This window comes from Kitasatospora purpeofusca (assembly GCF_034043715.1).
Taxonomy (GTDB): domain Bacteria; phylum Actinomycetota; class Actinomycetes; order Streptomycetales; family Streptomycetaceae; genus Kitasatospora; species Kitasatospora purpeofusca_A.
This window is the reverse complement of sequence record NZ_JAXCLC010000010.1, coordinates 83,289-98,971: the sequence shown is the minus strand read 5'-3', so window position 1 is coordinate 98,971 and position 15,683 is coordinate 83,289. Positions and strand designations below refer to the sequence as shown.

The following is a 15,683-nucleotide window of genomic DNA, read 5'->3' as shown; positions in this document are numbered from 1 at the left end:
GGGGCGGCGCCCCGGTGGGCGCCGCCGTCGAGTCGTCGGACCGTCGAGTGTCCTGGAGGCGGGTGCGTGAGCGCGAGCGGCGAGGGCCCCGAGGGCGCCGCGGCACCGGAGGCCGTGCCGCCGCCCCGGCTGCCGCGGCGGACCAGGCTGCTGCTCGGCGGTGCCTTCCTGCTGCTGGTCGGGGCCGTCCTGACGGACCTGCTGACCGGCCCCGGCAGCACCCTGTCGCCGGTGCTCGCCGCGGCGCCCGTCCTGGTCGGGGCCACCACCCGCCGGGCCCGGGTGCCGCTCGCCACCGGTGTGGCCGCCGTCGTCGTGGCCGGTCTGCTGGAGGAGTTCAACTCCCACCTGCCGCTCTCCGTCCACCTCGCCTCGCTGATCACCATCACCGCCACCACCCTCGCCAGCACCGCCAACGTGGTGCTGATCGCCGCCCGCGAGCGCGAGCTGTTCCAGGTGCGGACCGTCGCCGAGGCGGCCCAGCGGGCCCTGCTGCGCCCGCCGCCCGAGCGGATCGGGCCGCTGCGGATCGCCGTCCGGTACGTGGCGGCGGCGGCCGAGGCGAGGATCGGCGGCGACCTGTACGAGGTGGTGGACACGCCGTTCGGGATCCGGATCCTGCTCGGGGACGTCCAGGGCCACGGCCTGTCGGCCGTCGAGACCGCGGCGGACGTGCTCGGCGCCTTCCGCTCGACCGCGCGCACCGAGCCGGACCTCGCCCGGCTCGCCGAACACCTGGACGCCGCGCTGGCCGGGCGGCCCGCCGAGGGGCGGTTCGTGACCGCGGTGCTGCTCGGCGTGGACCGCGGGGACAGCGCGGCCCTGCTGGTCAACTGCGGCCATCCGCACCCGCTGCTGCGCCGCGCCGGCCGGGTCACCGAGCTCGTTCCCACCCGGCACGCCCCGCCGCTGGGCCTGCTGGGCCTGCTCGGGGACGGCCGCTACACCGCCGAGCCGGTCGACCCGTGGCCCGGCGACCTGCTGCTGCTGTACACCGACGGGGTCTCCGAGGCCCGTGACGCGGCGGGCGAGTTCTACCCCCTGCCCGCCCGTTTCGCCGAGCTCCCGGCCGGGACCCCGGACGACCTGATGGACGCCCTGCTGCCCGACCTCGCCTCCTGGGTCTCCCCGGGCGGCCTCGCCGACGACGCCGCCGCCCTCGCCGTCCGCTGGGACCGCTGACCGCTGACTGCTGACTGCTGACTGCTGACTCTCGGACCGCCGGCCGTTCCGGGGCGGGTTGTCAGTGGGACGTGCGAGGGTGGGCCCGCGGTCGGTACTGACCGGGCGCGCGGGCTTCGTCGAGGGGACGGTGCGATGGGCGGCAGGGCGAGTGGGGCCTTCGAGGTGACGGCGTTCGAGCCGGAGGAGACGGACGAGCAGCCGGGTGCGACGCTCGGCCGGGTGCGGATCACCAAGGAGTTCACCGGCGGGCTGACCGGGGCAAGCGTGGTGCGGATGCTGTCGGTGCTGGACGGCGCGGGCGGCCCGGCCGCGTACGTGGCGGTGGAGCGGTTCACGGGCGCCCTGGACGGGCGGCAGGGGTCGTTCGTGCTGCAGCACTCGGCGCCGGGCAGCCACGGCGAGCGGCTGGCGATCCGGGTGGTCGCGGGCACGGGCTCGGGCGAGCTGACGGGGATCACGGGGGTGTTCGAGCTGGAGGTGGACGAGGAGGGCCGGCACACCTACGTCCTGGAGTACGAGCTGGGCTGAGGCGCGGCGCCGGTGCGGTACGTCCGACTGCTGTCACGATGATGCGATCAATACACGGTCGACATCGGAGAGTGACGGATGGCCGGGGTATCGACGGAGAGTGACGGATGGCCGGGGTATCGACAGGGCGCACGGACGGGGCGCGGGGGATCGACGGCGTGCTCCGGCGGCTGCGGGCGATCGGGGCCGGACTGCCGCCCACCGACGGGGTGGCGGTGTTCAACCGGATGTACCTGACCGTCACCGAGGGCGTCCGGACCGGACTGGGCGGGTTCGCCGATCCGCCCGCCGTGGCCGCGCTGGACGTGCTGTTCGCCGGGCGCTACCTGCTGGCGGTGGACGCGGTGGACGCGGTGGCGGCGGGCCGGCGGCCACCGGCCTGCTGGCGGCCGCTGTTCGAGCTGCGCGCCGATCCGGAGGTGCACCCGCTGCAGTTCGCGCTGGCCGGGATGAACGCCCACATCCAGCACGACCTGCCGCTCGCCGTCGTCGACACCTGCCGGCGGCTCGGCCGCGAACCGGAGCAGTTGGAGGACGACTACCACCGGATCAACGCCCTGCTGGCGGCGGTCGAGACGGCCGTGCGCGAGCAGCTGATGCCCGGGCCGGACGTGCTGGAGCGGCTGGAGCCGATGACGCACCGGATCGGGGCGTGGTCGGTCGGCACCGCCCGGGAGGCGGCCTGGGGCTCGGTGCTGCTGCTCTGGGGGCTGCGCGGGCGGCCGTCGGCGGCGCGGGCGTGCGCGACGGCGCTGGACGGGGCGGTCGGGCTGCTCGGCCGCGCGCTGCTCCTGCCGCTGGGCCTGCGGGCCCCGGCGGTCGGGCCGCCCGCGGCCGGGGTGCCGGGCACGCCTGTCGCCGGGGCGCCCACCGCGGCCGTGCCGGTGGCCGTAGCACCGGTGGCCGGAGCGCCGGTGGCCGGCCTGCTCCCCGTGGCGAGGAGCGGACCGGCCACCGACGCGACGCGTACCGGGCGGTGATCAGGCCCAGCTGGTGTGCAGCGGCTTGCCCTCGGCGTAGCCGGCCGCGCTCTGGATGCCGACCACGGCCTTCTCGTGGAACTCCTCCAGGCTGGCCGCGCCCGCGTAGGTGCAGGAACTGCGCACGCCCGCGACGATGGAGTCGATGAGGTCCTCGACGCCCGGGCGGGCCGGGTCGAGGAACATCCGGGAGTGCGAGATGCCCTCCTCGAACAGCGCCTTGCGGGCGCGGTCGTACGAGGAGTCCTGGGCGGTGCGGTTGCCCACGGCCCGCTTGGAGGCCATGCCGAAGGACTCCTTGTACTGGCGGCCGTCCGCAGTGGTCTGGAGGTCGCCGGGCGACTCGTAGGTGCCGGCGAGCCAGGAGCCGACCATCACGTTGGACGCGCCGGCGGCCAGCGCCATGGCGACGTCGCGCGGGTGGCGCACCCCGCCGTCGGCCCAGACGTGCTTGCCCAGCCGGCGGGCCTCGGCGGCGCACTCCAGCACGGCGGAGAACTGCGGGCGGCCGACGCCGGTCATCATCCGGGTGGTGCACATGGCGCCCGGGCCGACGCCGACCTTCAGGATGTCCGCGCCGGCCTCGACCAGGTCGCGTACACCGGCGGCCGAGACGACGTTGCCGGCGACGATCGGGACCTGCGGGTCCAGCCCGCGCACGGCGCGCAGCGCGCTGATCATCGACTCCTGGTGGCCGTGCGCGGTGTCCACGACGAGGGTGTCGGCGCCGGCCTCCAGCAGGGCCTTGGCCTTGCCGGCGACATCGCCGTTGATGCCGACGGTGGCGGCGATCCGCAGCTTGCCGGCGGCGTCGACGGCCGGGGTGTAGAGGGTGGCGCGCAGCGCGTTCTTGCGGGTGAGCAGGCCGACCAGGCGGCCGTCGCGGTCGATGACGGGGGCGAGCTTGCGGTGTGCCTCGCTGAGCCGGTCGAAGGCATCGCGCGGGTCGATGTCCTCGTCCAGCAGCAGCAGGTCGCGGGACATCACCTCGGCGAGCGAGGTGAAGCGGTCGACGCCCTGGCAGTCGGAGTCGGTGACGACGCCGACGGGGCGGCCGTCCTCGACCACGACCAGCGCGCCGTGGGCGCGCTTGTGCAGCAGCGAGAGCGCCTCGGCGACGGTGGCGCCGGGGTCGAGGGTGATGGCGGTGTCGTGCACCAGGTGGCGCTGCTTGACCCAGCCGACGACCTCGGCGATGACCTCGGTCGGGATGTCCTGGGGGATGGCGACCAGCCCGCCGCGGCGGGCGACGGTCTCGGCCATCCGGCGGCCGGCGATGGCGGTCATATTGGCGACGACCAGCGGGATGGTGGTGCCGGTGCCGTCGTTGGAGGAGAGGTCGACAGCCTGGCGGGAGCCCACGGCGGATCGGCTGGGGACCATGAAGACGTCGTCGTACGTGAGGTCGTACGAGGGCATGAGGTCGTTCAGGAAGCGCATGAAACGGGGCTCTCTGGCTGGGAGAAATTACATCTCGGGTGCGGGTGCGGCACGGCCGCAGGGCGCACTCGGGAGCCCCTGCACCCAACGTTCGATTCTCCGGCACCGGTAGGACAAACGCCAGCTGGCCGCCGTTTGCTGGGTCTGCGTACAAGCCATCATCAAAGCTCCGCGCGTAGATATGGAGGATCGTCCAACTCCCCGGCTTTCGCCCCGGCCGGGGCCGCTCCCGTAGCATTCACGCGGTAGACGCGGCGGACGCCGTGATCGCGAGGCGAGCGGGAACGGCAGAGGCATGGCGGCGGGATTGACGGCAGCGGCGGGCGTGGACACCGGGCAGCAGCGGGGCGAAGAGGACATCGAGGCGGTCCCGGAGGCCGACGCGGTCCCGGAGGCCGATCTCGCCGGGGCGGCCGAGGACATCGACTACGGCCCCGGCCTCGACCCCGAGCGGCTCCGGCTCTGCCTGGAGGTGCTGGCCGAGCTGGACGAACTGCATGTCGACCACCCGGACGCGATCACCGTCCGGCAGGCCGTCGGCGGCGTGTTCCGCACCCTCAAGCAGCGCCGCCGCCAGGAGACCCGGGCCCGAAAGACCGCCAACGACCGCGAGGTCACCGCGCGCACCGCGACCGGCGCGCCGAGCCGGATCGACGACGAGACGGCCGGCGCCTTCGGCCTGACCACCGTCACCACCACGGAGATCGCCGGGATCCTGGAGCGCCCCCGCTCCTGCTACATCTGCAAGCAGCGCTACACCGAGGTCGACGCGTTCTACCACAACCTCTGCCAGGGCTGTGCGACCAAGAACCGGGCCCGGCGCGACGCCCGCGCCGACCTGACCGGAAAGCGCGCGCTGCTGACCGGCGGCCGCGCCAAGATCGGTATGTACATCGCGCTGATGCTGCTGCGCGACGGCGCGCACACCACCATCACCACCCGCTTCCCCAGCGACGCGATCCGCCGCTTCACCGCGATGCCGGACAGCGCCGAGTGGCTGCACCGGCTGAAGATCATCGGCATCGACCTGCGCGACCCGGCCCAGGTGATGGCGCTGGCCGACGAGGTCGCGGCGGACGGCCCGCTGGACATCCTGATCAACAACGCCGCGCAGACCGTGCGCCGCCCGCCGGAGTCCTACCGGGAGCTGGTCGCCGCCGAGTCGGCGCCGCTGCCGGCCGGCGAGCTGCCGCAGTCGACCACCATCGGCCGGTTCAACAGCGGCAGCGTCGACCTGCCCGCGCTGCCGCACCAGGCCTCGGACCCCGCCGAGCGGATCTCCGCCGAGGACGTCACCTCGCTCGCCCTGGTCACCGGTTCGGCCACGCCGGAGCGGATCCTGGCCGGGACGGCGATCGACGCCGGCGGCCTGGTCCCGGACCTCGCGGACACCAACAGCTGGGTGCAGACCGTCAACGAGGTCGGCCCGGTGGAGCTGCTGGAGGTGCAGCTCTGCAACTCCACGGCGCCGTTCATCCTGATCAGCCGGCTCCGCCCGGCGATGGCCGCCTCAACGTCCCGCCGCAAGTACGTGGTCAACGTGTCCGCCATGGAGGGCGTCTTCTCCCGCGGCTACAAGGGTGCCGGCCACCCGCACACCAACATGGCCAAGGCCGCGCTCAACATGCTCACCCGCACCAGCGCGGTGGAGATGTTCCAGACCGACGGCATCCTGATGACCGCCGTCGACACCGGCTGGATCACCGACGAGCGCCCGCACCCGGACAAGATGCGCCTCGCCGACGAGGGTTTCCACGCCCCGCTCGACCTGGTCGACGGCGCGGCCCGGGTCTACGACCCGATCGTGCGCGGCGAGCAGGGCGAGGACCTCTTCGGGTGCTTCCTCAAGGACTTCGAGCGCGCCGCCTGGTAGCCGTCCGGCGGGACGTCGCGTCACCGTGCCGTCCCGCCGACCCGTCAGCCCGTTCGGAGGAACCGACGTGACCCACGCACCGCTGCTCGGCGCCGGAGTGATCGTCCCCACCGGGGACGGCCGGGTGCTGATCGGCCGCCGCACCACGGCCGGCGAGCCGCCGACCTGGAGCCTGCCCGGCGGCAAGGTCGACCCCGGCGAGTCCTTCGAGCGGACGGCCGCCCGCGAGCTGGCCGAGGAGACCGGGATCGTGCTGCCCGTCGAGGGGATGCGGGTGCTCGCGGTGCTGCTCGACCACGAGCTGGGCCGCCCCCGGCTCACCGCCGCGGTGCTCGCCCCGCCGAGCCTGGCGACCGCGGTGGTCACCGAGCCGCACTCCTGCGGCGGCTGGGAGCGGCTGCCGCTGGACGCGCTGCCGGAGCCGATGTTCTACCCGTCCGGGCTGGTGCTGGGCGCCTGGCGGGCGGAGCTGGGGTTCGCGCCCCGGCCGGGGACGCACGCGTACGCCGTCGTCCGCTGACCCACCGCCGTCCGCAGACCCGCCGCCGGTCCGCACGCGCGGAACCCCGCTCCCCCGGTTCCTAGGTCCGAGGGGGCGGGGTTCACGCTCGTCCGGCCGGGCGTCAGCCGTTGCGGGCCGCCTCCGGGCCGGTGATCCGCTTCAGCAGCGGCAGCGTGGAGGCGATGATCCCGAGCGAGGACGCCAGCCCGAGCAGCACCAGGCCGAAGTACACCGCGCCGGGCGACACCAGGTCGTACGCCATCTGGGACTTGAGGAACATCGCGGCCGCGCCGAAGCCCGTCCCGATCGCGATGGCCGACACCACCAGCAGCGGCAGCGCGCTCTCCAAGCCGATCACCACCCGCAGCATCCGCAGCGGCGCCCCGGTGAGCCGGAGCATCGCGAACGGCCGGCGCCGGTCGGACAGGCCCGCGACCACACTCACCGCCAGGCTGCAGCCGGCGATCGGCAGGGTGGTGAGCAGCACCACGTCGGCCAGTTGCCGCCAGCCCGCGAGCTGCTTCTGCTGGCTGGAGGCCCAGTCCTGCACCATCCGGGCGTGCTGGTCGGGGAAGGTCCGGCTGAGCAGGGTGCGGACGCGTTCCTTGGCGGCGGTCGTGCCGTCCGTCGTCACGTAGAGCGACAGTACGGGCAGCCGGTCGACGGCCTCGGCGGTGACCGGCGCGGTCGGCCATTCCTTCGCGGCCTGGGAGGTCAGGCTAAGGAAGCCGAACGGCTCGACGGCGGCGACGGCGGCGCCGGGGGCGCAGTGGCCGACCACCGGGGCCTGGGCGAGGTCGGCGCAGGTCACCAGGGAGGCTTCGGGCCAGTCGGGCGGGGTGTCCGGGTCGTGGGCCAGGCGGTCCGGGTTGGCGTGGGCGACGGCGACGGCCCGAAAGCCCGGGACGGCGCGCAGTTCGGCGAGGAAGCGTTCCGGGAGGGCGCCGGCCATCACCGGGTCGCCCGGCCGCGCGCCGTGCTCCACCGCGACCCGGGTCTCCGGATCACCGCCGAGCACACCGCGGTTGGTGTCGATGGTGCCGATGATGGCGACCGTCGCGGTGGTGACGAACAGGGCCAGGATCAGGCCGGCCACCGAGCGGAACCCGGCCCTCGGGTCGTCGGCGAGCCGCCGGACGGCGATCAGGGTGGCCGGCCGGCTGGTCCGGGCGGCGACCAGGCGGGCCACGGCCATGGTCAGCCAGGGGCCGGCGATCACCAGGCCGAACATGACCACCAGGAAGCCGGTCAGATAGGCGGCGGTCTGGCCGTTGGTGGTGTGCGGGCGGCGTCCGACGAACCAGGCGAGTTCGGCGAGCCCGGCCAGCAGCGGCGCCACCCGCCAGGCGGACGGCGGCTTCGGGGTGGTGCGGCGGGTGACGCCGAGCGGGGAGACGGTGACCCGGCGCAGGGCGAGCCGGGCTGCGACGGCCGCCGCCACCGGGACACCGAGCAGTACGGCCGGCCCCTGCGGCAGGGTGAGGGTCAGGTCGTCCACGAAGAAGCGCTCCCCGGTGAACGGCACGCCCGCGACCAGCGGGCGCAGCACCAGGAAGAGGCCGAAGCCGAGGGCGGTGCCGGCGACGGCGGCCACGGTGGACTCGGCGGCCGCGATCAGGGTGATCTGCCGCGGTGTCGCCCCGACCAGGCGCATCGCGGCGTAGCGCTGTTCGCGAGTGGCGGCGGACAGCCGGGTGGCCGTGCCGATGAAGATCACCACGGGGAAGAGCAGGGCGCCCGCGACCACCGAGAGGATGAGCGTCATGGCGTCCCCGCGAACGCCGGTGCCCGGGCAGTCCGCTTCGCAGTTCGGCGGCAGGGCGGTGGCGATGGTGGTGACCTGTCGGGCGCCCGGCCGGGCGGCGAGGGCCGCCGGGTCCTGGCCGCTCACCATGACCAGGGAGTCCGGGGAGGCGAGGGCGGCCTTGCCGACCTCGCCGGCGAGGTGGCCGGGGAAGCGGTCGGAGAGCTGGTCGGCGGGCCGCTCCCGGAGCAGCGTCGCCAGGGCGGGCGAGGCGTAGTACTCGCCGGCCGCGGGCAGCTTCGACAGCCCCGGGGGCACCGGCGAGGTCGGTCCGGTGGCGGCGACCTCGACGAGGAGGAGTTCGTGGCCGTCGTAGTACTCGGGGGTGTGGTCGCGCCACCAGAGCGGATCCACGGCCGCGCTCCCGGTGCCGCTCTCGGTGCGGCTCTCGATGGGGCTCTCGGTGCGGCTCTCGGTGCGGCTCTTGGCGCCGCTGTTGGCCCAGAGCACCCGGTCGTTGGCGGCCCCGACGGCGTTGACGGCGGCGAGCGTGGAGAGCAGCAGGCCGACGCCGACGGCGGTGGCGGCGGTGATGGTGAGCAGTCGGGCGACGGCCTGGCGGCCCCCGCTGACGGCGAGGCGCAGCGCGAAGGCGATCACGGGGCGACCCGCTCGGCCGCGCCCGGCGCGTACCCGGTGGAGAGCACCCGGGCCCGGCCGTCCCGGACCACGGCCTCGCGGTCGGCGTAGGCGGCGACCCGGGGCTCGTGGGTGACCAGGACGACGGTGGTGCCCTGGTCGCGGGCGGCGCCGACCATCAGTTCCATGACCTGTTCGCCGGTGAGCGAGTCCAGCGCGCCGGTCGGCTCGTCGGCGAACAGCACCCGGGGGCGGGTGACCAGGCCGCGGGCGAGCGCGATCCGCTGGGCCTGGCCGCCGGAGAGTTCGCCGGAGCGGCGGCCCCCCAGGCCGTCGAGGCCGAGCCGGGCGAACCAGGGGCGGGCCTCGGCGAGGGCGGTGGTCCGGCGGACGCCGCCGAGCAGCAGCGGCAGGGCGATGTTCTCCTCGGCCGTCAGTTCCGGGACGAGCTGGCCGAACTGGAACACGAAGCCGAAGGCGTCCCGGCGCAGGGCGCTGCGCCGGTTCTCGTCCAGCCGGTCGATCCGCTGTCCGTCGAAGTGCACCTCGCCCGCGTCGGGGACGAGGATGCCGGCCAGGCAGTGCAGCAGGGTGGACTTGCCGGAGCCGCTGGCGCCCATCACGGCGAGCACCTCCCCGGCCTCGGCGGCCAGGCTGGCGCCGCGCAGGGCCGGGGTCTCGCCGAAGGCGAGTTCGACGTCGCGGGCTTCTATCAGGGGGCTCATGTGCGTACCTCCGCGGCGAGGGCGTCCAGGCGGGCCGTGGTCAGGTCGATCCAGCGGAGGTCCGCTTCCAGGTGGAAGAGGCCGTGGTCGGCGAGCAGGGCGTCGACCAGCGGGCCGGTGCGGCGCAGTTCGGTGAGTTCGCGCATCCGGCGCAGGTGGGCGGCGCGCTGGGTGTCGAGGTACGCCTCGGCGTCGCGGCCGAGCAGCAGGGCGAGCACGACCTTGGTGAACAGCACCGACTGGAGGGTGGGTTCGGGGGCGACGGGCTCGGCGAGCCAGTGCTCGAACTCGGTCACCCCGGCCTCGGTGATGACGTAGCGCTTGCGTTCGGGTCCGTCGCCGGGCTCGGCCTCGCCGGCGACGACCTTGCCGTCCCGGGCCAGGCGGCCGAGCGTGGAATAGACCTGACCGTACGGCAGGGGCTTGCCGCGTCCGAAGAAGGCGTCGTAGTCGCGCTTGAGGTCGTAGCCGTGGCTCGGCTCGCGCTCCAGTAGCCCGAGAAGGGTGAGGGGGACACTCATGGGAGGAACATACACCAGGGATATACACCGAGTGTATAGCTTGCGAGAATACCGCGCTGACCTGCGGAAATTGAGTGTCGTACGGCCGGCAGGGTCGAGCCGGTCGAGCCGGTCCTGAAACGCGGCGGGCGGGGGACAGCGGCCCGGCCCCTGTCCCCCGCCCTGCACGGCGGCCCGGCGAGCCCCCACAGCGGGCCGGACCACCGCGCCCCCGGCACAGGGGGCGCGGCCGGTGCCAGCCTGCCCCCTCGACCCCCGGCCCGCCGAGGGCCGAACGTCCCGGCCCCGGCGTCCGGCACCGGGCCGGGAGTCCCGCGCACCGGCCGCCCGACCGACTCTTGTGCCCGGGGGCGGTGCCGGGGGAAATTGGAGTCCGACGGGGCCCACGCACGCCAACCGCCGTGAGGAGCACGCATCGTGTCCAGGACTCCCCGCCCGGCCCGCACCGTGCCGCCGCCCCGGCGGGCCGGCCGCGCGCTGCGCCTCGCCCTCGGCCGCCGGCGCACCGTCCGGGCCCGCGAACCCCTCGCCCGCCCGGTCGACCGCGCCCGCAGCCGCGCCTGGCTCGCCGCCGGCCTCGCCCTCGCGCTCGGCCTGGCCGGGATCGCCGCCGCCGCCGTCCTCGGCCACCGCGCCGCCGGGCGCACCGCCGAGGCCGAACGCGGCCGACTGCACCGCACCGAGGCACTCGTCCTCGGCCGGCTCCGCGCCGAGGACACCGGCGCCGGCCGGTGGAGCGGCGGCTACGAGAAGCGGGTCGACACCTCGGTCTCCTGGACCTCCCCCGACGGCCTGGCCCGCACCGGCACCGTCGAGGCCCCGCGCAGCGCCGCCACCGGATCCACCGTCACCCTCTGGGTCGACGACGACGGGCGGCCCGCGACGGCCCCGGCCACCACGATCGGCCTGGCCGTCGGGGTGGTCTGCACCGGCCTGGCTTCCACGGCCACCCTGACCGCCCTGCTCGGCGGCCTGCTCGCCCTGCGACTGCGCGCCCTCGACCGGCGGGCCGCCCGCGACTGGGAACGCTCCTGGGCCCACTGGGAGCCCCGCTGGTCCGGCCGCGCCAGCCAGCCGCAGGACGACTGAACGGCACCGAGAACCCTCGATCACCCGAATCATCCGAACCACCCGAATCACCCGATGGAGACACCCTTGTTCAGCACCGAACGGCTGACCGCCCGCCTCTGGCAGCACGCCGACGCCGAGCGCGCGTTCGACACCTACTCCCGTTGGGAGGTCGCCCAGTGGTTGGGCGCCACCCCGAAGGCCCTGGAGTCGCCCGCCGAGGTGCCGGCCATGATCGACCGCTGGCGGCAGCGCTCGGCCGACCCCCGCTACGGGATCTGGGCCCTGGAGCGCAAGGACACCGGCGTGGTGGCCGGCTCGGTGATCCTGATCCCGCTGCCGGACCCGGACGGCACCGGCAACGGCGAGATCGAGGTCGGCTGGCACCTGCACCCCGACTCCTGGGGCCACGGCTTCGCCACCGAGGCCGCCACCGCCGCCCTCGCCAAGGGCTTCGCCGACGGCCTCACCGAGATCCACGCCGTGGTCCGCCCCGGCAACGACCGCTCCGCCGCGGTCTGCCGCCGCCTCGGCATGACCCCGCGGGGCCGCACCACCCGCTGGTACGGCGCCGAGTTCGACGCCTTCCTCGCCACCCGCCCCTGAGCCCCGGCCGGGGCCGGGCCCACCCCGACAGCCGACAGCCGACAGCCGTCAGCGGCCGGGGTCCGGGTGGGTCCAGGGGGCGGCGGGATCGGCGGAGGCGTGGTGGGTGAGGGCGGCGACGGTGAGGAGGAGGGCGAGGGCGGCGGCGAGGGCGACCGGGACGGCGGCGTGCAGGACGAGCACCGCGCCGAGCAGGGCGCCCGCGAACATCCAGGCGGCCGAGGCCAGGCGGCGGGGGCCGGCGCGGTCGGCGGCCAGGGCGGTGAGGGTCATCGTCAGCACGGTGGTGGTCAGGTCCGGCACCTTGAGCGCGCGGGCCACCGCGTTCTGCAGGCCCATCGCGCCGGCCAGGACACCGATCAGGGTGTAGCGGACCGGTTCGGCGGTGTGGCCGAGGGTCGCGGCGAGGAGGGCGCAGGCGGCGAACAGCGCCGACTGGACCGTCACGGCGAGGACCAGCAGCCGCCCGCGGTGGGCGGGGCGGCGGCGGGCGAGGTGGCCGCCGGCGAGCGCGCCGGCCAGGAAGGCCGCGAGGGCGGCCAGCGAGGCCGGCGCGGAGAGGCCGGGCGCGCCGGCCAGGGCGAAGCCGAGGAAGACCACATTGCCGGTCATATTGCCGACGAAGACGTGCCCGAGGGCGAGGTAGCTCACGGCGTCGACCAGTCCGGTGACCACGGTGAGCACCAGCAGCATCGCCACCAGCGGCCCGTGCCGGGGGTCGCGCATCCCGACCCTCCCGCCGCTCGCCCTCGCCTCCCGGCAGCCTAGCCGGAACGGACCGGTGGGGCCCGACACGCGTGTGTCGGGCCCCAGGGTCGGAGGGTGTGTCAGACCGCGAGCGCCGGGCGGTGGTGGTCCAGCCAGAGGGCGAGGTCGACGACCCGCTCCAGCCGGAGCCGGTGGCCCCACTCCAGCTGGTCGGACGGCGTGTCCAGGCTGGCCTTGATCACCGTCTCGTCGGCGATGTCGCGCACGTGCGGCGCGTCCAGCGCCTCACGGGCGAGCCGCTGGAGCCCGCTGTTGTACTCGGCGTGGTGGGTCGCCGGGTAGTGGTTCTTGGGCCGCCACAGCACCGAGTCCGGGGCGATGCCCTGGCCGGCCGCGCGCAGCAGGCTCTTCTCCCGGCCGTCGTAGCTCTTCATCGCCCAGGGGGCGTTGAACGCGTACTCGACCAGCCGGTGGTCGCAGTACGGCACCCGCACCTCCAGGCCCTGGGCCATCGAGAGGCGGTCCTTGCGGTGCAGCAGCTGGCGCAGCCAGCGGGTCAGCGACAGGTGCTGCATCTCGCGCTGGCGGTGGTCCTCGGGGCTCTCGCCGTCCGCGTGCGGGACGGCGGCCAGGGCGCTGCGGTAGGTGTCGTCGCGGAACTCGGCGATCCGCAGGTGGGCGGCGAGGTCCGGGTTGATCGGCATGGCCGCCTCGTCCCCGGTGACGAGCAGCCAGGGGAAGGTCTGCGCGGCGAGCGCCTTGGGGTTGTGGAACCACGGGTAGCCGCCGAACACCTCGTCGGCCGCCTCGCCGGAGAGCGCGACCGTGGAGTGCTTGCGGATCTCGCCGAACAGCAGGTAGAGCGAGGTGTCCATGTCGCCGACACCGATCGGCGAGTCCCGGGAGACGACGACGGCGCGGCGGTGCTCCAGGTCCAGCAGGGTGCGCGGGTCGAGCACCACGGTCGAGTGGTCGCTGCCGATGAACGCGCCGGCCTCGGCGGCGAACGGGGTGTCGTGGCCGGTGCGCAGCACGTCGCCGGTGAACTGCTCGGCCTGGTCGCTGTAGTCGACGGCGTAGGAGCGCAGCTTGGCCTGCGGGCCCTCCTGGAGGCGCAGTTCGTCGGCGACCAGGGCGGTGACGATGGTCGAGTCCAGGCCGCCGGAGAGCAGGCTGCAGAGCGGGACGTCGGCCTCCAGCTGGGCGCGGGCGGCGCGGTTGACGAGCTCGCCGATCCGCTCCTTGGTGACGTCCAGGCTGTCGGTGTGGGGGCGGGCCGTGAGCTCCCAGTAGCGGGTCTCGCGGATGCCGCTGCGGTCGAGGACGAGCAGGGCGCCGGGGTGGACCTCGCGGACGCCGGCCCAGACGGTGGGGCCCGTGTTGAAGAGCAGGCTGTACGCCTCGCGCAGGCCGTCGGCGTCCACCGTGGGGGTGATCTCCGGGTGGGCGAAGAGCGCCTTGGGCTCGGAGCCGAAGGCGAGGCCGCCGTCGATCTCGGCCCAGAACAGCGGCTTGACGCCGAGCCGGTCGCGGACCAGCAGCAGGCGCTGCTCGCGCTCGTCCCAGACGGCGAAGGCGTACATGCCCTCGAGCCGCTCGACGAGGGCGTCGCCCCACTCCTGGTAGGCGCGGAGCACCACCTCGGTGTCGCTGCGGGTCTCGAAGCGGTGGCCCTTGGCGCGGAGTTCGGCGCGCAGCTGGTGGTGGTTGTAGACCTCACCGCTGTAGGTGAGGACGACGCCCGGCTCGTCCCGGCGGTCGGGCATGGGCTGGGCGCCGCCGTCGATGTCGATGACGGCGAGGCGGCGGTGGCCGAGGGCGGCGTGGCGGCCGAGCCAGACACCGCCGGCGTCGGGGCCGCGCAGGGTCATGGTGGCGGTCATCGCCTCGATGACGGGGGCGCTGTGGCGGACGTCCTGGTGGAAGGACACCCAGCCGGTGATTCCGCACATGCGCGAGTACTCCTTGGGCGAGCTTGGGCGAGCAGACGATCGGATCCGGACCACCAGTCGGGTGAACGCCGAGGGTGGTTCCACGGATTCGGACACATTTCCGGCCATGTCCTGGCGCCAGCAGCATTTTGAACACGTTCAGGTCGACCGCTAGGGTGCGCACGACCAATCGTTTCGAGGGGGGACCGCGATGAGGATCGTCATACCCGGTGGAACCGGCCAGATCGGGCGCATCCTGGACCGGGCGCTCACCGAGGACGGCCACGAGGTGGTGGTGCTGACCCGCCGGCCCCGCCGTGACCAGGAGATCTTCTGGGACGGCCGCTCGCTGGGCCGCTGGACCGCCGCGATCGACGGCGCCGACGCCGTCGTCAACCTCGCCGGGCGCAGCGTCGACTGCCGCTACACCGAGGAGAACCTGCGCGACCTGGTGGACTCCCGGGTGCACTCCACCCGGGCCGTCGGCCGCGCGATCGCGGGCGCCCGGCGCCCGCCCCGGGTCTGGCTGCAGATGAGCACCGCCACCATCTACTCCCACACCTACGGCGCCCCGCACGACGAGGACACCGGTGTCATCGGCGGCGCCGAGCCCGGCGTCCCCGCGTACTGGGAGCGCAGCGTGCGGATCGCCCGCGCCTGGGAGCGCGAGCAGACCGAGGCGGCCACCCCGCACACCCGGCGGGTCGCGCTGCGCACCGCCATGGTGATGAGCCCGGAGGCGGGCGGCGCCTTCCACCAGTTGCTGCGGCTGGCCAGGACCGGCCTGGGCGGGCCGGTCGACGGCGGCGGGCAGTACCTGTCGTGGATCCACGACCGGGACCTGGTCCGTTCGGTCCGCTTCCTGCTCGACCGGGAGGACATCGCCGGACCGGTCAACATCGCCGCTCCGACGCCGCTGCCGCAGCGGGAGTTCATGCGGACGATCCGGCGGGCCAAGGGCATCCCGGTGGGGCTCCCGGCCACCCGGTGGATGGCCGAACTGGGCGCGTTCGCGCTCCGCTCGGACACCGAACTGCTGCTGAAGAGCCGCGCGGTGGCCCCGGGGCGGCTGCTGGCGGCGGGGTTCGGCTTCGAACAGCCGCACTGGCCCGCGGCGGCCACGGACCTGCTCCGGCGGATGCGCCGCTGAGCCCGGCGGCGGCGAGCGGGCGCCTTGCCCGGGCAGCCGGACCCCCGCGCCCCCGCGCCCCCGGCGCGCGCCGGGGGCGCGGG

The 15,683-nt window shown here is 74.9% G+C and carries 14 protein-coding genes; 8 read left to right on the top strand and 6 right to left on the bottom strand.

From position 1 onward, the window contains the following. Positions 1-66: 66 nt before the first annotated feature. From SM793_RS07810 to SM793_RS07800, 3 genes are all read left to right on the top strand, one after another. Positions 67-1,182 carry a PP2C family protein-serine/threonine phosphatase gene (locus SM793_RS07810; RefSeq protein WP_320437309.1) on the top strand — a complete coding sequence of 372 codons (1,116 nt, stop codon included), beginning with the start codon at positions 67-69 and terminating at the stop codon, positions 1,180-1,182. Positions 1,183-1,317: 135 nt separating this feature from the next. Further along, entirely contained in the window at positions 1,318-1,713 is a 396-nt protein-coding gene (locus SM793_RS07805; protein WP_320437308.1) for a DUF3224 domain-containing protein, read from the top strand. A gap of 107 nt (positions 1,714-1,820) precedes the next feature. Continuing rightward, a complete protein-coding gene (locus tag SM793_RS07800) occupies positions 1,821-2,693 on the top strand; it encodes a DUF5995 family protein (protein WP_320437307.1) in 873 nt (290 codons plus the stop codon). Here SM793_RS07800 and SM793_RS07795 read toward each other — a convergent pair whose 3' ends face one another. Next, a complete protein-coding gene (locus SM793_RS07795) occupies positions 2,694-4,133 on the bottom strand; it encodes a GuaB1 family IMP dehydrogenase-related protein (RefSeq protein WP_320437306.1) in 1,440 nt (479 codons plus the stop codon). Positions 4,134-4,428: 295 nt separating this feature from the next. On the opposite strand from SM793_RS07795, the gene SM793_RS07790 reads away from it, so the two are divergent. Beyond that, positions 4,429-6,006 carry an SDR family NAD(P)-dependent oxidoreductase gene (locus SM793_RS07790; RefSeq protein WP_320437305.1) on the top strand — a complete coding sequence of 526 codons (1,578 nt, stop codon included), beginning with the start codon at positions 4,429-4,431 and terminating at the stop codon, positions 6,004-6,006. A gap of 67 nt (positions 6,007-6,073) precedes the next feature. Then, the gene (locus tag SM793_RS07785) at positions 6,074-6,526 is read left to right on the top strand and encodes a nucleotide triphosphate diphosphatase NUDT15 (RefSeq protein WP_320437304.1); all 453 of its coding nucleotides are present in this window, start codon (positions 6,074-6,076) and stop codon (positions 6,524-6,526) included. Positions 6,527-6,629: 103 nt separating this feature from the next. Here the strand turns inward: SM793_RS07785 and SM793_RS07780 are convergent, their stop codons facing one another. From SM793_RS07780 to SM793_RS07770, 3 genes are read right to left on the bottom strand one after another with little or no spacing between them, the layout of a single operon-like run. Beyond that, on the bottom strand, positions 6,630-8,912 hold the full coding sequence (locus SM793_RS07780) for an ABC transporter permease (protein ID WP_320437303.1): 2,283 nt from the start codon (positions 8,910-8,912) through the stop codon (positions 6,630-6,632). Further along, positions 8,909-9,616, bottom strand: a complete 708-nt coding sequence (locus SM793_RS07775; protein WP_320437302.1) for an ABC transporter ATP-binding protein — start codon at positions 9,614-9,616, stop codon at positions 8,909-8,911. Before SM793_RS07775 ends, SM793_RS07780 begins: the two co-directional genes overlap by 4 nt. Continuing rightward, the gene (locus SM793_RS07770) at positions 9,613-10,137 is read right to left on the bottom strand and encodes a PadR family transcriptional regulator (protein WP_320437301.1); all 525 of its coding nucleotides are present in this window, start codon (positions 10,135-10,137) and stop codon (positions 9,613-9,615) included. Before SM793_RS07770 ends, SM793_RS07775 begins: the two co-directional genes overlap by 4 nt. A 417-nt stretch (positions 10,138-10,554) precedes the next feature. Here SM793_RS07770 and SM793_RS07765 point away from each other — a divergent pair, with 417 nt between their 5' ends. Beyond that, the gene (locus tag SM793_RS07765; protein ID WP_320437300.1) at positions 10,555-11,226 is read left to right on the top strand and encodes a hypothetical protein; all 672 of its coding nucleotides are present in this window, start codon (positions 10,555-10,557) and stop codon (positions 11,224-11,226) included. 66 nt (positions 11,227-11,292) lie between these two features. Beyond that, entirely contained in the window at positions 11,293-11,811 is a 519-nt protein-coding gene (locus tag SM793_RS07760) for a GNAT family N-acetyltransferase (RefSeq protein ID WP_320437299.1), read from the top strand. A gap of 48 nt (positions 11,812-11,859) precedes the next feature. Here the strand turns inward: SM793_RS07760 and SM793_RS07755 are convergent, their stop codons facing one another. Continuing rightward, complete coding sequence (locus SM793_RS07755) at positions 11,860-12,537, bottom strand: YoaK family protein (protein WP_320437298.1); 678 nt, start codon at positions 12,535-12,537, stop codon at positions 11,860-11,862. 101 nt (positions 12,538-12,638) lie between these two features. Further along, the gene (gene asnB, locus SM793_RS07750) at positions 12,639-14,471 is read right to left on the bottom strand and encodes an asparagine synthase (glutamine-hydrolyzing) (RefSeq protein WP_320437297.1); all 1,833 of its coding nucleotides are present in this window, start codon (positions 14,469-14,471) and stop codon (positions 12,639-12,641) included. A gap of 190 nt (positions 14,472-14,661) precedes the next feature. Here asnB and SM793_RS07745 point away from each other — a divergent pair, with 190 nt between their 5' ends. Continuing rightward, a complete protein-coding gene (locus tag SM793_RS07745; protein ID WP_320437296.1) occupies positions 14,662-15,600 on the top strand; it encodes a TIGR01777 family oxidoreductase in 939 nt (312 codons plus the stop codon). Positions 15,601-15,683: the final 83 nt, after the last annotated feature.